Source organism: Bacteroides sp. RCH18 (genome assembly GCF_058231005.1).
Genome location: NZ_JBIPTC010000001.1, coordinates 2,030,573 through 2,046,977 on the forward strand (window position 1 = coordinate 2,030,573; position 16,405 = coordinate 2,046,977).

General features: G+C 48.8%; 13 protein-coding genes. 7 read left to right on the forward strand and 6 right to left on the reverse strand.

From position 1 onward, the window contains the following. Window positions 1-38: 38 nt before the first annotated feature. The 3 genes from gmk (at window position 39) to nadD (ending at window position 1,563) form a co-directional block, all read left to right on the forward strand. Complete coding sequence (gene gmk / locus ACHLI0_RS08125; protein ID WP_490748853.1) at window positions 39-608, forward strand: guanylate kinase; 570 nt, start codon at window positions 39-41, stop codon at window positions 606-608. After that, complete coding sequence (locus ACHLI0_RS08130; RefSeq protein WP_008761101.1) at window positions 605-859, forward strand: hypothetical protein; 255 nt, start codon at window positions 605-607, stop codon at window positions 857-859. Before gmk ends, ACHLI0_RS08130 begins: the two co-directional genes overlap by 4 nt. Window positions 860-954: 95 nt before the next feature. Next, complete coding sequence (nadD, locus tag ACHLI0_RS08135) at window positions 955-1,563, forward strand: nicotinate (nicotinamide) nucleotide adenylyltransferase (RefSeq protein WP_490748854.1); 609 nt, start codon at window positions 955-957, stop codon at window positions 1,561-1,563. Between the two features lie 4 nt (window positions 1,564-1,567). On the opposite strand, the gene ACHLI0_RS08140 is transcribed toward nadD, so the two are convergent. Beyond that, complete coding sequence (locus ACHLI0_RS08140) at window positions 1,568-2,623, reverse strand: metallophosphoesterase (RefSeq protein WP_490748856.1); 1,056 nt, start codon at window positions 2,621-2,623, stop codon at window positions 1,568-1,570. A gap of 113 nt (window positions 2,624-2,736) precedes the next feature. Between ACHLI0_RS08140 and ACHLI0_RS08145 the strand changes: the two genes are divergently transcribed. Continuing rightward, a complete protein-coding gene (locus ACHLI0_RS08145) occupies window positions 2,737-3,633 on the forward strand; it encodes a 1,4-dihydroxy-2-naphthoate polyprenyltransferase (RefSeq protein WP_490748857.1) in 897 nt (298 codons plus the stop codon). 1 nt (window position 3,634) lies between these two features. On the opposite strand, the gene rfbB is transcribed toward ACHLI0_RS08145, so the two are convergent. The 3 genes from rfbB to ACHLI0_RS08160 all read right to left on the reverse strand — a co-directional run bounded on the left by rfbB (window position 3,635) and on the right by ACHLI0_RS08160 (window position 6,232). Then, window positions 3,635-4,771, reverse strand: coding sequence for a dTDP-glucose 4,6-dehydratase (gene rfbB / locus ACHLI0_RS08150; protein ID WP_008761096.1), 1,137 nt, complete (start codon window positions 4,769-4,771; stop codon window positions 3,635-3,637). Between the two features lie 16 nt (window positions 4,772-4,787). Beyond that, a complete protein-coding gene (rfbA, locus tag ACHLI0_RS08155) occupies window positions 4,788-5,663 on the reverse strand; it encodes a glucose-1-phosphate thymidylyltransferase RfbA (RefSeq protein ID WP_011108090.1) in 876 nt (291 codons plus the stop codon). Between the two features lie 77 nt (window positions 5,664-5,740). Then, window positions 5,741-6,232, reverse strand: a complete 492-nt coding sequence (locus tag ACHLI0_RS08160; protein ID WP_055220106.1) for a metallophosphoesterase family protein — start codon at window positions 6,230-6,232, stop codon at window positions 5,741-5,743. Window positions 6,233-6,287: 55 nt separating this feature from the next. On the opposite strand from ACHLI0_RS08160, the gene ACHLI0_RS08165 reads away from it, so the two are divergent. Both ACHLI0_RS08165 and ACHLI0_RS08170 read left to right on the forward strand, forming a co-directional pair. Beyond that, window positions 6,288-8,372: an RNA degradosome polyphosphate kinase gene (locus ACHLI0_RS08165; protein ID WP_490748858.1), complete on the forward strand. Its 2,085-nt coding sequence runs from the start codon at window positions 6,288-6,290 to the stop codon at window positions 8,370-8,372. A gap of 1,083 nt (window positions 8,373-9,455) precedes the next feature. Next, entirely contained in the window at window positions 9,456-11,708 is a 2,253-nt protein-coding gene (locus ACHLI0_RS08170; protein ID WP_008766433.1) for an inorganic phosphate transporter, read from the forward strand. A gap of 657 nt (window positions 11,709-12,365) precedes the next feature. Here the strand turns inward: ACHLI0_RS08170 and ACHLI0_RS08175 are convergent. Continuing rightward, complete coding sequence (locus ACHLI0_RS08175) at window positions 12,366-12,893, reverse strand: HU family DNA-binding protein (RefSeq protein ID WP_008766435.1); 528 nt, start codon at window positions 12,891-12,893, stop codon at window positions 12,366-12,368. Between the two features lie 291 nt (window positions 12,894-13,184). On the opposite strand from ACHLI0_RS08175, the gene ACHLI0_RS08180 reads away from it, so the two are divergent. Further along, on the forward strand, window positions 13,185-13,391 hold the full coding sequence (locus ACHLI0_RS08180) for a DUF4248 domain-containing protein (RefSeq protein ID WP_490748859.1): 207 nt from the start codon (window positions 13,185-13,187) through the stop codon (window positions 13,389-13,391). A 71-nt stretch (window positions 13,392-13,462) separates the two neighbouring features. Here ACHLI0_RS08180 and ACHLI0_RS08185 read toward each other — a convergent pair whose 3' ends face one another. Then, on the reverse strand, window positions 13,463-16,162 hold the full coding sequence (locus tag ACHLI0_RS08185) for a sensor histidine kinase (protein WP_490748860.1): 2,700 nt from the start codon (window positions 16,160-16,162) through the stop codon (window positions 13,463-13,465). Between the last annotated feature and the right edge of the window lie 243 nt (window positions 16,163-16,405).

Below are 16,405 nucleotides of genomic sequence, written 5' to 3' on the forward strand. Positions count from 1 at the left end.
AATTTTCAACTTACTATTCTCAATTCTCAATTAAACAAATGACTGGCAAGTTAATTATTTTTTCCGCCCCGTCCGGTTCGGGCAAATCGACTATTATCAACTATCTGCTGACGCAGAACTTAAATCTCGCGTTCTCCATTTCTGCAACCAGCCGCCCACCGCGCGGGACGGAGAAACACGGGGTCGAATATTTCTTCCTTACTCCCGAAGAGTTCCGTTGCCGCATTGAGAACAACGAGTTTCTAGAATACGAAGAAGTGTACAAGGATCGGTATTACGGAACGCTGAAAGAACAAGTGGAAAAGCAGTTGGAAAAGGGGCAGAACGTGGTATTCGACTTAGATGTAGTGGGCGGATGCAACATCAAAAAGTATTACGGTGACCGTGCATTGTCCATCTTTGTACAGCCGCCCTCCATCGAAGAACTCCGTTGCCGACTGACGGGTCGGGGTACGGATGATCCCGAAGTTATCGAGTGCCGCATCTCAAAGGCAGAATACGAAATGACTTTTGCTCCCCAGTTTGATCGTGTCATCGTCAATGATGATTTGGAGGCGGCAAAGGCTGAGACGCTGAAAGTTATCAAAGAATTTCTGAATAAGGAATGAAAGAATCTCTGAAAAAACGAATAGAGAGCATAGAAAAGAAGGAGGGTTCGACCGAAAAATTCATGTATCTGTGCGGCATTATCGGCATTGTAGATATAGTGTTCGGCATCCTTTCACTTTATCTGCATTTTTGGATTGCCGCCGGCATCTTTTTCTTAATTGCTGTGAGGCAGGCTATCGTTTTTCCCAAATGGAGAAAAAAGCTGAGAATGGAAAGGGAAGCCAAGAAGATGACAGAAAGTCAAGGCTGAAAAAGAAAGTCTAAAAGAGAACCCAAAAGAGCAAAAAAAGAACAAAGAATAGAAAGATAAGAAGGCGTCAAGAAGAAAAAAGTAAAAACGAGAAGATGAGAATGGCAGAGAGCAATAAACTAAAAACCGGAATCTTCAGCGGGTCATTCAATCCGGTACACATCGGACATCTGGCCTTGGCCAACTATCTTTGCGAGTATGAAGGACTGGACGAAATTTGGTTTATGGTCAGCCCGCAAAACCCGCTGAAAGCGGGAACGGAGCTATGGCCGGACGACCTGCGCCTCCGGTTAGTAGAACTTGCCACAGAAGAATATCCCCGCTTCCGCTCTTCAGACTTCGAGTTTCATCTGCCCCGCCCTTCATACAGCGTACATACGTTGGAAAAGCTACATGAAACCTATCCGGAACGGGACTTCTACTTAATTATCGGCTCGGATAACTGGGCCCGCTTCGACCGCTGGTATCAATCGGAGCGCATCATCAAAGAAAACCGTATTCTTATCTATCCCCGCCCCGGATTCCCGGTAAATGAAAACGGGCTGCCCGAAACAGTCCGTCTGGTCCATTCGCCTACCTTTGAAATAAGTTCTACGTTTATCCGTCAGGCACTTGATGAAAAGAAAGATGTAAGATACTTCTTGCATCCAAAGGTTTGGGAGTATATTAGAGAATATATCCGACAGAGTATAACGGAGCACTGATCATCTACTCTTTGAGACGATGAAGCGTAATCATTATGATTTCTGCCGGAGCACCGATTCGTACAGGCATCTGAGAAGTACCGATCCCATTAGTAACAATCAATGGCATTTTAGTTGAATTGTACGCCAGTCCGGTCAGAAAGCGGGTGCCGTAGTGGGAGTTCTGTATCGGGGCGTAACCAAATACGCGTACCTGTCCACCATGAGTATGTCCCGCCAAAGCGATGTCCGTGTTGGCCACCGAAACATCCTCCACGTAGTCGGGAGTATGCACCAACAAGATGACGAAGTCGTTGGGAGAAAGCGCCAGCGTGGGCGACACCCCATTTTGTTTCAAGTCGAAAGGATTGCGTACTCCGGCAAGGATAATCTGCTGACCGTCTTTGCGTAATGTATCGACTTCGTGTTCCAGCGGACGCATCCCGTAATGCTTCATCGTGCGGATTATTTCGTCATGGCAGCGTTCATAATCATTATTTCCCATTACTCCGAAAGTTCCCATCGGTGTTTTCACACGGGCCAATGCGGCAAATAACGGTTCTACGTATTCGCAGCCTTCCTGATAGTCTCCTCCCATCAGCAAGACGTCCGGTTTCTGAGCGATCAAAAGATCGACGAGGTTGTTCAAGCCTTTCTCTTTCAGCAGACTCTTGTAATGCAAGTCGGAAATGAAGGCGATGCGGAAGCCTTCGAAGGCTTCGGGGACATCACGGTGGGTGAAGTCATATTCTACGACACGGTCTATGCCGCTATAAGTGGCAGGGACGTTCACGGTAGAAGACGTGATCTTCGTTCCGCGAAGTACTAAATTACGTTCTTCCTGCTCGGTCACAGCTTCTTTCTTCTCTGTTTTCTTCTGCTTCTTCGTCGAAACTTTCAAGTCGGCAAGCTGAGAGTGATCCGGAGCAAACAGGCCGTCGACAGCGGCGGAGCTGTCCGGACGGACGGAATCGACATTGAGCACAGGACGAGGCAGGGTCGATACAACATTCTTCTTTGACTTACAAGATACGAACAGGAATAATACGAATATTATGAACAGGTAATTTATTTTTTTCATCTTCTTTGGTTTATTTTCTTCTATATATAACACATTCCCCCACTATTTGAGGCGCAAAGATAGGAAAAATCATGTATCTTTGTCCGTCAAAACTTATTATTATATATTAAAGCATGGAAGAAGTAAAGCGTAACTCGCTGCGTGCGTGGATATTAGCAGCACGTCCCAAAACTCTGACAGGAGCCATTACGCCGGTCATGATCGGTAGCGCACTTGCCTATATGGATGGACATTTTCAATGGTTGCCGGCCCTTATCTGTTGCCTGTTCGCCAGTCTGATGCAAATTGCCGCCAATTTTATCAACGACCTCTTCGACTACCTCAAAGGAACCGACCGCGAAGACCGGCTGGGACCGGAACGAGCCTGCGCACAAGGCTGGATTTCACCGAGAGCCATGCGAAACGGAATCATCGTCACCGTCCTGTTCGCCTGTCTGATCGGATCTGCGCTGCTGTTTTATGCCGGATGGGAGCTGATCATAGTAGGACTTCTCTGCGTACTCTTCGCTTTCCTCTATACCACAGGCCCTTATCCATTATCCTACAACGGCTGGGGCGATGTTCTGGTCATCGTATTTTTCGGATTCGTCCCCGTGGGTGGAACGTACTACGTACAGGCGCTGACATGGACTTCGGACACAACGGTAGCTTCTCTGATCTGCGGACTGCTGATTGATACCTTGCTGGTAGTCAACAATTACCGAGACCGTGAAGCGGATGCACGGAGCGGAAAGCGGACGGTCATCGTTCGTTTTGGCGAGAAGTTCGGACGTTATCTTTATTTGATGCTGGGGGTGGCAGCAAGTCTTCTGTGTTTCTGGTTCTTCTTCGAAGGACACTTGTTTGCCGCACTTCTTCCGTTACTCTACCTGATTCCTCATGTCCTCACATGGAGATGGATGGTGCAGATTCACAGTGGTAAAAAATTAAACAGCATACTAGGTGAGACTTCACGTAATATGCTGTTAATGGGTATTTTGCTATCAATAGGATTCTTGATCCGACATTGATTTATTTTCCGTACATCTTTTCGTAATAACCTTGATAGTCTCCGCTGGTCACCTCTTCCACCCAGTCCTGATTTTCAAGATACCATACGATTGTCTTCACGATGCCATCTTCAAATTTCGTTTCGGGATACCAGCCCAAGGCGTTCGTGATCTTCGTGGGATCAATGGCATAACGCTGGTCGTGCCCCAGACGGTCTTTGACAAAAGTGATCAGATCGTTGTTGATCCAGTCAACGGAGATTTCTCCGTCTTCACCTTTCACTTTCTTTTTGAGGACCTGACGATATTCCGGTTTCTCGGTCATTAGTTTACGGATAGTGGCAATGGTCAGCTTCACAATTTCAAGATTGGTTTCTTCGTTGTGACCACCTACGTTGTACACTTCGCCCTCTTTGCCTTCGCGCACTACCAAGTCGATCGCTTTGCAGTGGTCTTCTACGTAAAGCCAGTCGCGTACGTTGCTTCCGTCCCCGTAGACAGGCAGGTGTTTGCCTTCGAGTATATTCTTGATAATCAGCGGAATCAGTTTTTCGGGAAAATGATAGGGGCCGTAGTTGTTGGAACAGCGGGTGATCGTTACCGGCATTTTATAAGTGTCGTGATAAGCCATGACTACCATGTCGGCACTGGTTTTCGAAGCGCTGTACGGGCTGTGCGGACAAAGCGGGGTTTCTTCCGTGAAGTAGCCTTCCGCACCGAGTGAGCCGTACACCTCGTCGGTAGATACCTGATGGTAGCGCACTCCTTTTCTCCAGGTAGGATATCCCTGTTCGTCCTTGCCCATCACCCAGGCACGGCGGGCACAATCCAGCAGATTCTGCGTACCGAGGATGTTGGTGATCAGAAACAGTTGCGGGTTTTCGATACTGCGGTCTACATGGCTTTCGGCGGCGAAGTTCACGACATAGTCGAAACGGTATTCGGCAAAAAGGCTGTCCACCACTTCGCGGCTGCAAATGTCTCCTTTGATAAAGAAACAACGTTCGTTGTCGATATCTTTGGCAATAGTTCCCAGATTACCCGCATACGTCAGGGCGTCAAGAACCACCACTTTTATATCGCTGTGCTTGGCCAAGATATACTTAATATAATTGGCGCCAATAAATCCTGCGGCACCGGTCACCAGATAAGTTTTCATATATGATTATTTATGTTTATTTCAAGGGTTGTTTAGACAGTTCTATCAGGTATTTACCGTATTCGGTCTTTTCGAGTTTCTGTCCGAGCAGCAGCAATTGTCCGGACGAAATCCATCCTTGCCGCCAGGCTATCTCTTCGATACAGCTGACGTAGAAGCCTTGCCGGTTCTGAATGGTAGCCACGAAGTTGGAGGCTTCGAGCAGGCTGTCGCAGTTTCCGGTATCCAGCCACGCGAATCCGCGTCCGAACAGTTCCACGTTCAGTGTTCCTTCTTCGAGGTACAGGCGGTTCAGGTCCGTTATCTCATATTCTCCACGTGCCGAAGGGCGGAGAGAAGCCGCTTTTTCCGTCACGGTAGCGTCGTAGAAATAAAGTCCGGGAACGGCATAATTACTTTTCGGCACCAGTGGCTTTTCTTCCAGAGAAATCACTTTGCCTTGTTCGTCGAACTCCACTACCCCGTAAGCCCGAGGATCTTTCACGTAATAGCCGAAGATGCAGGCTCCCTTCTCCACACCGGCAGCACGCCGGAGCATAGCGGAAAACCCTTGTCCATAAAACATATTGTCCCCAAGTATCAGACAACCTGCCTCACCGTTCAAGAAATCAGCTCCCAACACAAAGGCTTGTGCCAGTCCGTTAGGCTGCTCCTGTATTTTGTAAGAGAAAGACATCCCGAGCTCCTCACCTGAGCCCAACAAGTCCCGAAACATCGGCAAATCACGCGGAGTAGAGATGATCAAGACCTCCCGTATCCCTGCCAGCATAAGCGTAGACAGCGGATAATAGATCATCGGCTTGTCGTATACAGGCATGATTTGTTTGGAAATCGCTTTGGAAAGCGGATAAAGACGAGTGGCGCTTCCACCGGCCAGAATAATTCCTTTCATTGTCGTCTGAGTTATTCATTTTACTGTGTGCAAAGGTCGGAAAGAAATCTGACGTGACAAAATGAATTGTAAGAAATCTATCCTGCCAGTTCAATAACTTCGAGGTCTTTGAACGTTCCGTTGTCGATGACAAAGCGCACCATTGTCCGCACTTTATGGAATCCGGACATCCCTGCGGCTCCGGGATTGATGTGCAGCATGTCCAACGTTTTGTCGTATTTCACCTTTAATATATGGGAGTGTCCGCTGATGAAAAGTTTCGGCGGGCGTGCCATCAGGCTGCCGATAATCGAAGGGTCGTACTTGCCCGGATACCCGCCGATATGCTTGATCAGCACTTCCGCTCCGTCCACCGTGAAGCGGTTCACCTGCGGAAACATCTTCCGTATTTCCTGCCCGTCTATGTTGCCGTAAACTGCCCGCAGGGGACGGAAAGCCGCCAGCTTCTCGGCTACTTCTACCGAGCCGATATCTCCGGCATGCCAAATTTCGTCGCACGATTCAAAATATTCGAGATATTTTTCGTCCCAATAAGCGTGGGTATCGGACAATAATCCAATTCTTGTCATAATTTTCTTTGTTTAGTCCTGCAAAGATACTATATTTGGGAAAATCTTAAAGCACATGGAAAGCAAATATAATTATTTCAAACGTGATATCAGCTGGCTCTCATTCAACTATCGGGTGTTGCTCGAAGCGCTGGATGAGCACCTGCCGCTATACGAGCGCATCAATTTCATCTCCATCTACTCCTCCAATCTGGAAGAGTTTTACAAAATCCGGGTGGCGGACCACAAGGCCGTGGCATCCGGCGCAACGGAGAGCGATGAAGAAACCGTACAATCCGCCCGCGAACTCGTGGAAGAAATCAACCACGAAGTAAACCGCCAGCTGGACGACCGTGTACGCATTTACGAAGAAAAGATACTGCCCGCCCTGCGCAAAAACCACATCATCTTCTACCAGGACAGACACGTGGAACCGTTTCACCAGCAGTTTATCAAGGACTTTTTCCGGGAAGAAATCTTCCCCTACCTGCAACCCGTGCCCGTATCGAAAGACAAAATAGTCTCTTTTCTGCGAGACAACCGGCTCTACCTCGCCATCCGCCTCTATCCGAAGGAAAACGGGAACGCCGCCAACCGGCAGCCTTTCTATTTCGTCATGAAGCAGCCGTACGCCAAAGTGCCCCGTTTCATCGAACTTCCGCCCCGTGGAGACAACTATTACATCATGTTCACCGAGGACATCATCAAAGCGAACCTCAACCTTATTTTCCCCGGCTACGACGTCGATTCGAGCTACTGCATCAAAATATCCCGTGACGCCGACATTCTGATAGACGACACCGCCAGCAGCGCCGACCTCGTAGCTCAACTGAAAAAGAAGGTAAAAAAACGCAAGATAGGCGACGTCTGTCGCTTTGTCTACGACCGTGCCATGCCGCAAGACTTCCTCGACTTTCTGATCGACGCCTTCCGCATCCACCGTGACGAACTTGTCCCCGGCGACAAGCACCTGAACCTCGAAGACCTGCGCCACCTGCCCAACCCGAACAAGTCTCTCCGCCGCATCGAAAAGCCGCAACCGATGAAGCTGAACATCCTCGACGAAAAAGAATCGATCTTCAACTACGTCGCCCAAAAGGACCTGCTGCTGTATTACCCGTACCACTCCTTCGAGCACTTCACCCACTTCCTCTACGAAGCAGTGCACAATCCGGAGACGCGCGAAATCATGGTCACCCAATACCGTGTAGCCGAAAACTCGGCCGTCATCAACACCTTGATAGCCGCCGCGCAGAACGGCAAGAAAGTCACCGTATTTGTCGAGCTCAAAGCCCGTTTCGACGAAGAGAACAACCTCGCCACCGCCGAAATGATGCAAGCCGCCGGCATCAAAATCATTTACAGCATCCCCGGACTAAAAGTACACGCCAAAGTGGCCCTCGTCCGTCGCCGCGGACTGAATGGAGAGAAAATCCCCAGCTACGCCTACATCAGCACGGGCAACTTCAACGAAAAGACCGCCACCCTATACGCCGACTGTGGACTTTTCACCTGCCGCAAGGAAATAGTGAACGACCTTTACAACCTCTTCCGCACCCTGCAAGGCAAGGAAGATCCGAAATTCACCACTCTCCTCGTCGCCCGCTTCAACCTCATACCGGAACTGAACCGCCTCATCGACCGTGAAATATCCCTTGCCGACCAAGGCAAAGGCGGACGTATCATCCTCAAAATGAACGCCCTCCAAGACCCCGCAATGATCGACCGACTCTACGAGGCCTCCGAACACGGCGTGCAGATCGACCTCATCGTCCGCGGCATCTGCTGCCTCATACCAGAGCAGTCATACAGCCGTAACATCCGTGTCACCCGCATTGTCGACAGTTTTCTGGAGCACGCCCGCATCTGGTATTTCGGCAACGAAGGGCACCCCAAAGTATACATGGGCTCGCCCGACTGGATGCGCCGCAACCTCTACCGCCGTATCGAAGCCGTCACCCCCATCCTCGACCCTGACCTGCGCGCCAGTCTGATCGAAATGCTCCATATCCAGCTCGCTGACAACCAAAAAGCCTGTTGGGTAGACGACAAACTGCAAAACGTATTCAAAAAAAGAGCATCCGGCACCCCTGCTGTCCGTGCCCAATACGATTTTTATGAATGGCTGAGTAAAAAAGCGCAGGAAGCGCAGCACTCATAACTTTTTGATCATCTCCAACTGCTTGCCCTCCGGTCCGATGTTTTTCGACCGGAGGAAAGCAGTCATTGAGCTACACCCAATGTCAGTCTTGATAATCTTAACAGAATCGTGCTTATTGCTTTCGTTCATCTTCTGAAAAAGCAATTAGCCGATTCCCCTTCGACAATATTCTTTGTCAGCAGTTATCTGACTAACATCACGGGACGAGGGGCAAAGCCTTCGTAGGCAAGAAGTTTTTTCGGACGAAAAAACACCCATACAAATAAAATCTTCGACAAATAATATAAAATTAAATATTTACAAGCAATTCAATATATTACAACACAACCGTCACACTTTTATCATTTCCATGACAAAACTCGGGCAGTCCGAAAACCCAGTTTTGGCTCCATACTTTACAGTTTTGAATTAAATGATAGTCAATAGTATCTTAAAATCTCCTCCTTCGGGAAGGAGGAGTACCCGTAGGGGGAGGTGGTAGGTGAATGCATAATCCTATCATTTACAAAGAAATAGGTATAAACATTATTTTTCCTACCACCTCGGTCTGCGACCACTCCTCCTTCCCGAAGGAGGAGAATAGAGATAGAATCGACTTTTTAGTCACCCCCCAATAGAGATACTACCGTTTGATTCATTTTTCATTCGGATTCATTTTTCATTCGAAAGAAACAAACTGGAAACAACCTTTTTTCTCGGATTGATCCCAAAACTCCCACACCCCTCACACATCACCTCACACATCCCTCACATGCCACCTCACACATCACCTCCCCCCGCACCGCCTCCCACCGCTCCACCCCACCCGCACGGTCCCCCGGCCTACTTTTTTCTCCGTCAAGCGAGCGCCCGCAACGGAGCGTTAAGAAGGGCAGACTGTTTGAGCGGAGCGAGTTTCTGCCCTTTAGCGTAGTGAAGGAAGCGAGTAGGAGAAAAAAGTAAGCCTTGAATTTTTCTTTGGTTCTTTCTTTTGTTTCAAGACAAAAGAAAGAACGTTGTAACACAAATGTAACATGTATGACATCCCCCTGCAACCTCAAACCCCGTCCTTTGCACCCAGAAATAACATACACAACTTTCTTTATGGAGACAATTTACTTATGCATTATCATTTTCCTGTTCGTGCTGGCCGTGTTCGATCTCATCGTCGGAGTCAGTAATGATGCAGTCAACTTTCTGAATTCGGCGGTAGGCGCCAAGGCCGCTTCGTTCAAAACCATTCTTTTCATAGCCGGGATCGGTATTTTCATTGGCGCATCCCTGTCCAATGGCATGATGGATATAGCCCGTCACGGAATCTATCAGCCCGAGCATTTCTACTTTGCCGAAATCATGTGTATACTGCTCGCCGTCATGCTGACCGACGTAGTCCTTCTGGACGTCTTCAACTCTATGGGCATGCCCACCTCCACGACCGTTTCGCTGGTCTTCGAGCTGCTCGGAGGAACTTTTGCCCTCTCCCTGATCAAAGTAAACAATGACGCCACCCTTGCTTTGGGCGATCTGATCAACACCGACAAAGCACTTTCCGTGATCATGGCCATTTTCGTGTCCGTGGCCATCGCCTTCTTCTTCGGTATGTTAGTACAGTGGCTCGCCCGCATCGTTTTCACGTTCAATTACACGAAAAACATCAAATACAGCATCGGCCTTTTCGGTGGGATCGCCGCCACCTCCATCATCTACTTCATGCTGATCAAAGGGCTGAAAGACAGCTCCTTCATGACCCCCGAAAACAAACAGTGGATACAGGACAACACGCTGCTGCTCATCGCCAGCTTCTTCGTCTTCTTCACGGCACTGATGCAAGTGCTTCACTGGCTCAAAGTCAACGTTTTCAAAGTAGTGGTACTGATGGGCACCTTTGCCCTCGCCCTCGCCTTCGCCGGCAACGACCTCGTCAACTTCATCGGAGTTCCCCTCGCAGGCTACTCCTCCTTCATAGACTACACCACCAACGGAGCCGGAGCAAGTCCGGACAGCTTCCTGATGACCTCGCTGCTGGGCCCCGCCAAGACACCGTGGTACTTCCTTATCGGTGCCGGCGCCATCATGGTCTACGCCCTCTGCACCTCCAAAAAGGCGCACGCCGTCATCAAGACCTCGGTAGACCTCTCCCGTCAGGATGAAGGAGAAGAGAACTTCGGAAGTACTCCGATGGCACGCACACTGGTACGTTTCAGCATGACACTTGCCAACGGCACCTCCCGCATCATGCCCGAAAGCACGAAGCAGTGGATCAACTCCCGTTTCCGCAAAAACGAAGCCATCATAGCCGACGGAGCCGCTTTCGACCTCGTCCGCGCCTCTGTCAACCTCGTCCTCGCCGGGCTGCTCATCGCCTTGGGAACGTCGCTGAAACTGCCGCTCTCTACCACCTACGTCACCTTCATGGTAGCAATGGGTACGTCGCTCGCCGACCGTGCATGGGGACGTGACTCCGCCGTTTACCGCATCACAGGCGTTCTAAGCGTCATCGGCGGCTGGTTCATCACTGCCGGAGCCGCCTTCACCATCTGCTTCTTCGTAGCCCTCGTGCTGCACTACGGCGGCAACATCTCCATCATCGCACTGATCGGAATAGCGATTTTCATCCTCATCCGCAGCCAGGTGATGTATAAGAAACGCAAGGCGAAAGAGAAAGGCAACGAAACGCTGAAACAACTCATGCAGACCGCCGACAGCGAAGAAGCGCTGCAACTGATGCGTAAACATACCCGCGAAGAACTCGCCAAAGTGCTGGAGTACGCCGAAACGAATTTCGAACTGACCGTCACCTCCTTTATACACGAAAACCTGCGCGGACTGCGTCGTGCCATGGGTTCCACGAAATTCGAAAAGCAGCTCATCAAGCAGATGAAACGCACCGGAACCGTTGCCATGTGCCGCCTCGACAACAACACCGTGCTCGAAAAAGGACTCTACTACTATCAAGGCAACGACTTCGCCAGCGAACTGGTGTACAGCATCTCGCGCCTCTGCGAACCGTGTCTTGAACACATCGACAACAACTTCAACCCGCTCGACGCCATTCAGAAAGGTGAATTCAGCGACGTGGCCGAGGACATCACTTATCTGATTCAGCAATGCCGCAAGAAGTTGGAAAACAACGATTATCAGAATATGGAAGAGGAAATCCGCCGTGCCAACGACCTCAACGGACAGCTATCGCAACTGAAACGCAAAGAGTTGCAGCGCATCCAAAGCCAGTCGGGCAGTATCCGGGTAAGTATGGTTTATCTGACCATGGTGCAGGAAGCTCAAAATGTAGTGACTTACATCATTAACCTGATGAAGGTAAGCCGGAAATTCCAAATGGAAACAGAAATGCCGTAAGGTGGCTCATCCCCCAAAAGCACACAACAAAAGGGTTTATCTTCAAAAAGTCTATCTGATTAAATAAAATGCATTAGAGATAAACCGGAAAAAGCAAGAAGGGCTGCTCCCAAGTAGAATTGGGGCAGCCCTTTTTATGGTTGGGCGGTTGACTGTTATCCAATCTGCCGGGATATTCTTTTATAGATGTCAAAATTCTCCAACTACCGCATTATCGGGCTCAAAAAACATAATGTAGCAAACAGGGGTATAGGTGACCCATTTTTTGATACTACACTTTTCCATAAATCCTACATCTCAGAGCAGGTATGAATCATTTCGCACAAGAAATGAAATGAATTAAATTCCACTACCTATTACTATACAATTACCTATTACTTTCCCATACAAAAATCCCCTTTATTCAACCCCATATCATAGACAGATACGGTTTTAAATAAAAGGGGATTCTCTAGTTTTTAAGAGAGGAGGTCGGTTTATGAATCTCCCGTCTTTTTAGCTTTCCGACGACGGAAGCGCAAGAGCGCTTCCAAAATATCCAATAACTTTTCTAAAAATAATTTCATAGCTTCCTTCTTTAGAGTTAAAAAACAGAGTGAATGGAGCAATTTAATAAGGGAACCGATCATGCATTAGTGAGTCAGCGATTCAGCCTCATTAAACGGTTGGGTCCGGAGCCTCATCGTCGTCGCCTCCGGGAGTGCTTCCTCCGCCGGGGTTGTCTCCGCCTCCCGAATGATTTTTATCATCGTCGTCCACAAAGCCGCCCGCTACGTCCTTGACGTGGACAAATTCTACTCCGGAAGTCAGTGCACGGGTAGTGACGCCATCGGCAGAACGGGTATATTCGGGAGTAAACTGACAGCGCAGCGAAACGATCTGCGAACTGCTGACTTTACTTTCCAACACGACTCCCTTTCCTCCGGCTTTGGCGATCATCGTAAATGTGCCCAAGCCTTCGAGACGTACTGTGCGGCTGTTGAGCAACTGTTCACGCATCACGGACATCAAGTTTCGAATCACGTTGTGGACATCACCCGGTGTCAGAGAAGCCTTCTCAGCGATCAGTTCCGCCATCTTCTGCGTGTTGACCATTTTCGAGAATTTCACGAGGCGAGGATAATACAGTTTCTGTCCCGCTTTGTTGGCGATATTCGCCTGGTAAGGTTTGTAAATTAATGGCATAAGGTTGTTTTCCTTTCTTTTTTTAATGGTTGATGTAAGTTTTCTATGTGCAATCGATTACGGTGACAAAAGTAGGCGATGGCAAAAAAGACCCGATACACGATGTAACGACTTGTAACGGAAGAGCACCAGTCGGCACGGCTTCGCACAAATACTGCCTCCAAGGGCTTCTGTACAAAGCGACATCAAACGACTAAAAAAGGCGTACCTTTACATTGGCAACGAAAATAAAAGAAAGAAATATAGAAAAGATAGTAAAAGCAGTATCAAAAGACAATAAAAGCAAAAATCATGAAACCAACTTCCGAAGAAAATGCAGCCCTGCCCCGCATACAGGCATACAGCAAAAGCCAACTGGCCACTCTCTACCTGCCCCACATACAGCCCGCCTCCGCACGTCGCACCCTCCGCAGCTGGATCGCCAAGAACACGGCACTACAAAACGAACTCGCCCGCACGGGATATTCCGAGAAAGCCATCCTGCTCACTCCGGCATAAGTAAGGCTCATCTTCCGTTTCTTGGGGGAGCCTTGAAAGGCACGGAACTAAAAAAATGAGCCACGCTCCTCTCAGACCATCTTCTCGCCAGCCGTATAAGGCAGTGTAAACCAAAAGGTACTCCCCTCACCCTGCTGTGAGACGACACCGATCTTTCCACCCAACTTCTCGACAATCGTCCGGCAGATAGGAAGTCCGAGTCCCGTGCCCTGCACAAAGCTATTCAGCTTGACGAAACGACCGAAGATTTCATTAAGATGCTCCGCCGGTATTCCGTATCCGGTGTCCGTGACATAGAAATACAGAAAACCGTCCTCCCGCAGATAATATCCGAACTCGATACTGCCCTGCTCCGTAAATTTCATCGCATTATTGATCAGATTCATAACCACTTGCATCAGACGACTCCGGTCAGTATGTATGACGCATTCGGTCATCTGCACATGATACCAAATACGGACACCGGGCTTTTTATTTCTCAGCCGGATGGTATCTTCGAGCTCCACGAACAGCCCGTGCACATCTATATCGGTATACACAAAATCCAGCGTTCCCGCCTCGATCTTCGAAAGGTCGAGCACATCGCTGATAAGCTGAAGCAGGAGCGCATTGTTGTTCTCAATGATGCGGACATACTCTTGCCTCTCTTCCGAAAGTTCCCCTTCTTCCGATGCCAACAGGTCGGAGAAGCCGACAATGGCGTTGAGAGGAGTCCGGATTTCGTGGCTTATATTGGCAAGAAAGGCAGATTTGAGCGTGTTCGCTTCCTCAGCCTTCACTTTGGCCTCGACGAGTGCTTCCTCCATTTTTTTCCTTTGAGTGACTGTCAAGGACGAACCGACAAGACTCAGAGGCCTGCCGTTCTCGTCCCACTCGTCTACCGCTGCCCGAACTTCCACCCACTCATAATGGGAAGTATCACCTTGTCGGGGGGCGATCCGATATTCCTCCTTCACTTTATGCACTTCGCCATTGATGAGCTGTTCGCAGGCAAGCAACACCCGCTCCCTGTCCGGTTCGTAGATTTTGGAGAAATAGACGGAGGCGGGAATCAGCAGTTGATCGCCGTCGGTCACAGCTTCTTCTTTCATTATATATAGGTGACGGTCGATGTCGCAAATAAACATATCGGTTTCCAATTCCCACCTCCAAGGCGTCATGTCGGCAGCGTCCAGCACGGCAGCCAGCTTGTGATTGGTGGAACGCAGCATCTGCTGGGTCAGCGACAGTTCGGTATTGTCCACGCAAAAGACATCGATGCAGCCCTCCGTTCGGGAACATACGGCAATGACGGTGAGATACGTTTTCGTTTTTTCAAGATAATACTGAAAGGTCATTTCCTTCTTGCCTTTCAGTGCATTATAGCAGTCGAGCAGTTCCGGACTGTAAACTTTGTTCAGTTCACTGTATTTCTTTCCGAGTATTTTTTCTTTCGGCAGAATGTATTTTTCGAAAGTCGGGTTCACTTCCTGATAGATAAAGTCGACGATCCGTCCGTCGGTATCGTACACCAGTTCCTCACGGGCATACATGACGGGCATATTTTCGATCAGACTGCTGTAATTTCGCATGATGTCCAGCCGCTTGCTTCTTTCGGCCAGTGTCCGCCTCAGCCATACCACGTAAAGAACCGCCAAAATGATCATGATGAGAAACATGGCAAGGTAATATTTATATTGCTCGAAAAACGTGGGAGGTTTCATGCAAAAAATCGCATTGGCGGGGCACAGGTCGGGCGACAGACCTGCGTCCAAGTAGTCAGTATAATTGATGACGGGACGGGGTGTGCCCATCGTCACTATTTTCACCTCCTGCTGATGTGGTTCCTCCAGCAGAGTTTTGATCAGCGGGAGCAGATGTTCTTTTATTTCGCTGTCGTTCCAGAAACAGCCGCCGATCAGTCCGTTGGCTTCGGCAGCGTTATTGTGAAGTGTGAAAATAGGTGAGTCGGAATAGTAGCTCAGCAGTCGTGAAATGTTGGAAGTGAGAATCGTATTTCCGTGCTGTTCCTCCTTCTGCCATGACAGAAAAAGGACTGCCGTCGATGAGTCCGACACCTTCAGAGAGTCGACAAGGTCGTCGTTAGTGACTTCGTCAGCTATCAGACAGTCCGACAACACCTGCGGAAATTCCGTTCTCATCACCTCCTCCACTTCTTTCCTGCACTGCGCGCTGATCCAGCGTCTGTCGGACAAAAAGACGATCTTACGCATATCGGGGACGATGGCAGCCATCATTTCCAGCGTCTCCCTCACGTAAAAAGGTACGTAAAACACAGTCAGAGGAATGTCACCTTTATAATCCCTCAACGGCACTTCAGTGCCTGCGGGTGCAATGTATTTTTCCAGATATATTTCGGGCGGCCCTACGGTTTCGCGCTCGGCACAAAGAAGCACGGGGACACCGTGCCAACGTTTGCCGATCGTCTCGTGGAGCAGTACCCATGCCGGATTGCCCAACAGGATAATCAACTTCGGCTCTACGCGGGCATATCTTCTGAGCAGTTCGGATTTGTATCGCTCCAGCCCCTCACCGGTGTTGATGGAAAACATACTCATGTGCTCGGTGTATATATTGGCCGGGGCGTTCTGAATCCGAAAATCTTTATAGACGGGCGCTATAAAATCATCGCTCCAAAGGCAGTTTTCGGTATAAGAATTGATAATCAAGATGTCGTAGGATGACGAATCATCGGCATACATGTTGGTTCGGAACACACTGATCAGAAGAATGACAAGTACTGCCGTTTGTCGAATTATCTGCACTTTCATATATATGATTGCTTTGATTGTTTTTTTAATCTGTCACCGGATAGCTTAAAATATTGCTACTAAATCTTTAAATATTACTATACACGAATATAAGTTCTTTGAGAACTTGGTAAAAACGGCAAATATTTGATTTACAATATTTTACCAAACAAGTCATAAATCAACCGGCTCACCCGAAGGATTCATTCACATTCTCTGTTCAGAAAGCAGAATAACTGCTGTACGAACAGAGAATCTTTTTTC

Excerpts from the sequence above, each read along its gene's own strand:
- ACHLI0_RS08185 (WP_490748860.1), bottom strand. The coding sequence starts at position 16,162 with ATGAAAGTGCAGATAATTCGACAAACGGCAGTACTTGTCATTCTTCTG.
- rfbA (WP_011108090.1), bottom strand. The coding sequence starts at position 5,663 with ATGAAAGGAATTATTCTGGCCGGTGGAAGCGCCACTCGTCTTTATCCG.
- ACHLI0_RS08130 (WP_008761101.1), top strand. The coding sequence starts at position 605 with ATGAAAGAATCTCTGAAAAAACGAATAGAGAGCATAGAAAAGAAGGAG.
- ACHLI0_RS08170 (WP_008766433.1), top strand. The coding sequence starts at position 9,456 with ATGGAGACAATTTACTTATGCATTATCATTTTCCTGTTCGTGCTGGCC.
- ACHLI0_RS08180 (WP_490748859.1), top strand. The coding sequence starts at position 13,185 with ATGAAACCAACTTCCGAAGAAAATGCAGCCCTGCCCCGCATACAGGCA.
- ACHLI0_RS08160 (WP_055220106.1), bottom strand. The coding sequence starts at position 6,232 with ATGACAAGAATTGGATTATTGTCCGATACCCACGCTTATTGGGACGAA.
- ACHLI0_RS08140 (WP_490748856.1), bottom strand. The coding sequence starts at position 2,623 with ATGAAAAAAATAAATTACCTGTTCATAATATTCGTATTATTCCTGTTC.
- nadD (WP_490748854.1), top strand. The coding sequence starts at position 955 with ATGAGAATGGCAGAGAGCAATAAACTAAAAACCGGAATCTTCAGCGGG.
- gmk (WP_490748853.1), top strand. The coding sequence starts at position 39 with ATGACTGGCAAGTTAATTATTTTTTCCGCCCCGTCCGGTTCGGGCAAA.
- ACHLI0_RS08165 (WP_490748858.1), top strand. The coding sequence starts at position 6,288 with ATGGAAAGCAAATATAATTATTTCAAACGTGATATCAGCTGGCTCTCA.
- rfbB (WP_008761096.1), bottom strand. The coding sequence starts at position 4,771 with ATGAAAACTTATCTGGTGACCGGTGCCGCAGGATTTATTGGCGCCAAT.
- ACHLI0_RS08175 (WP_008766435.1), bottom strand. The coding sequence starts at position 12,893 with ATGCCATTAATTTACAAACCTTACCAGGCGAATATCGCCAACAAAGCG.
- ACHLI0_RS08145 (WP_490748857.1), top strand. The coding sequence starts at position 2,737 with ATGGAAGAAGTAAAGCGTAACTCGCTGCGTGCGTGGATATTAGCAGCA.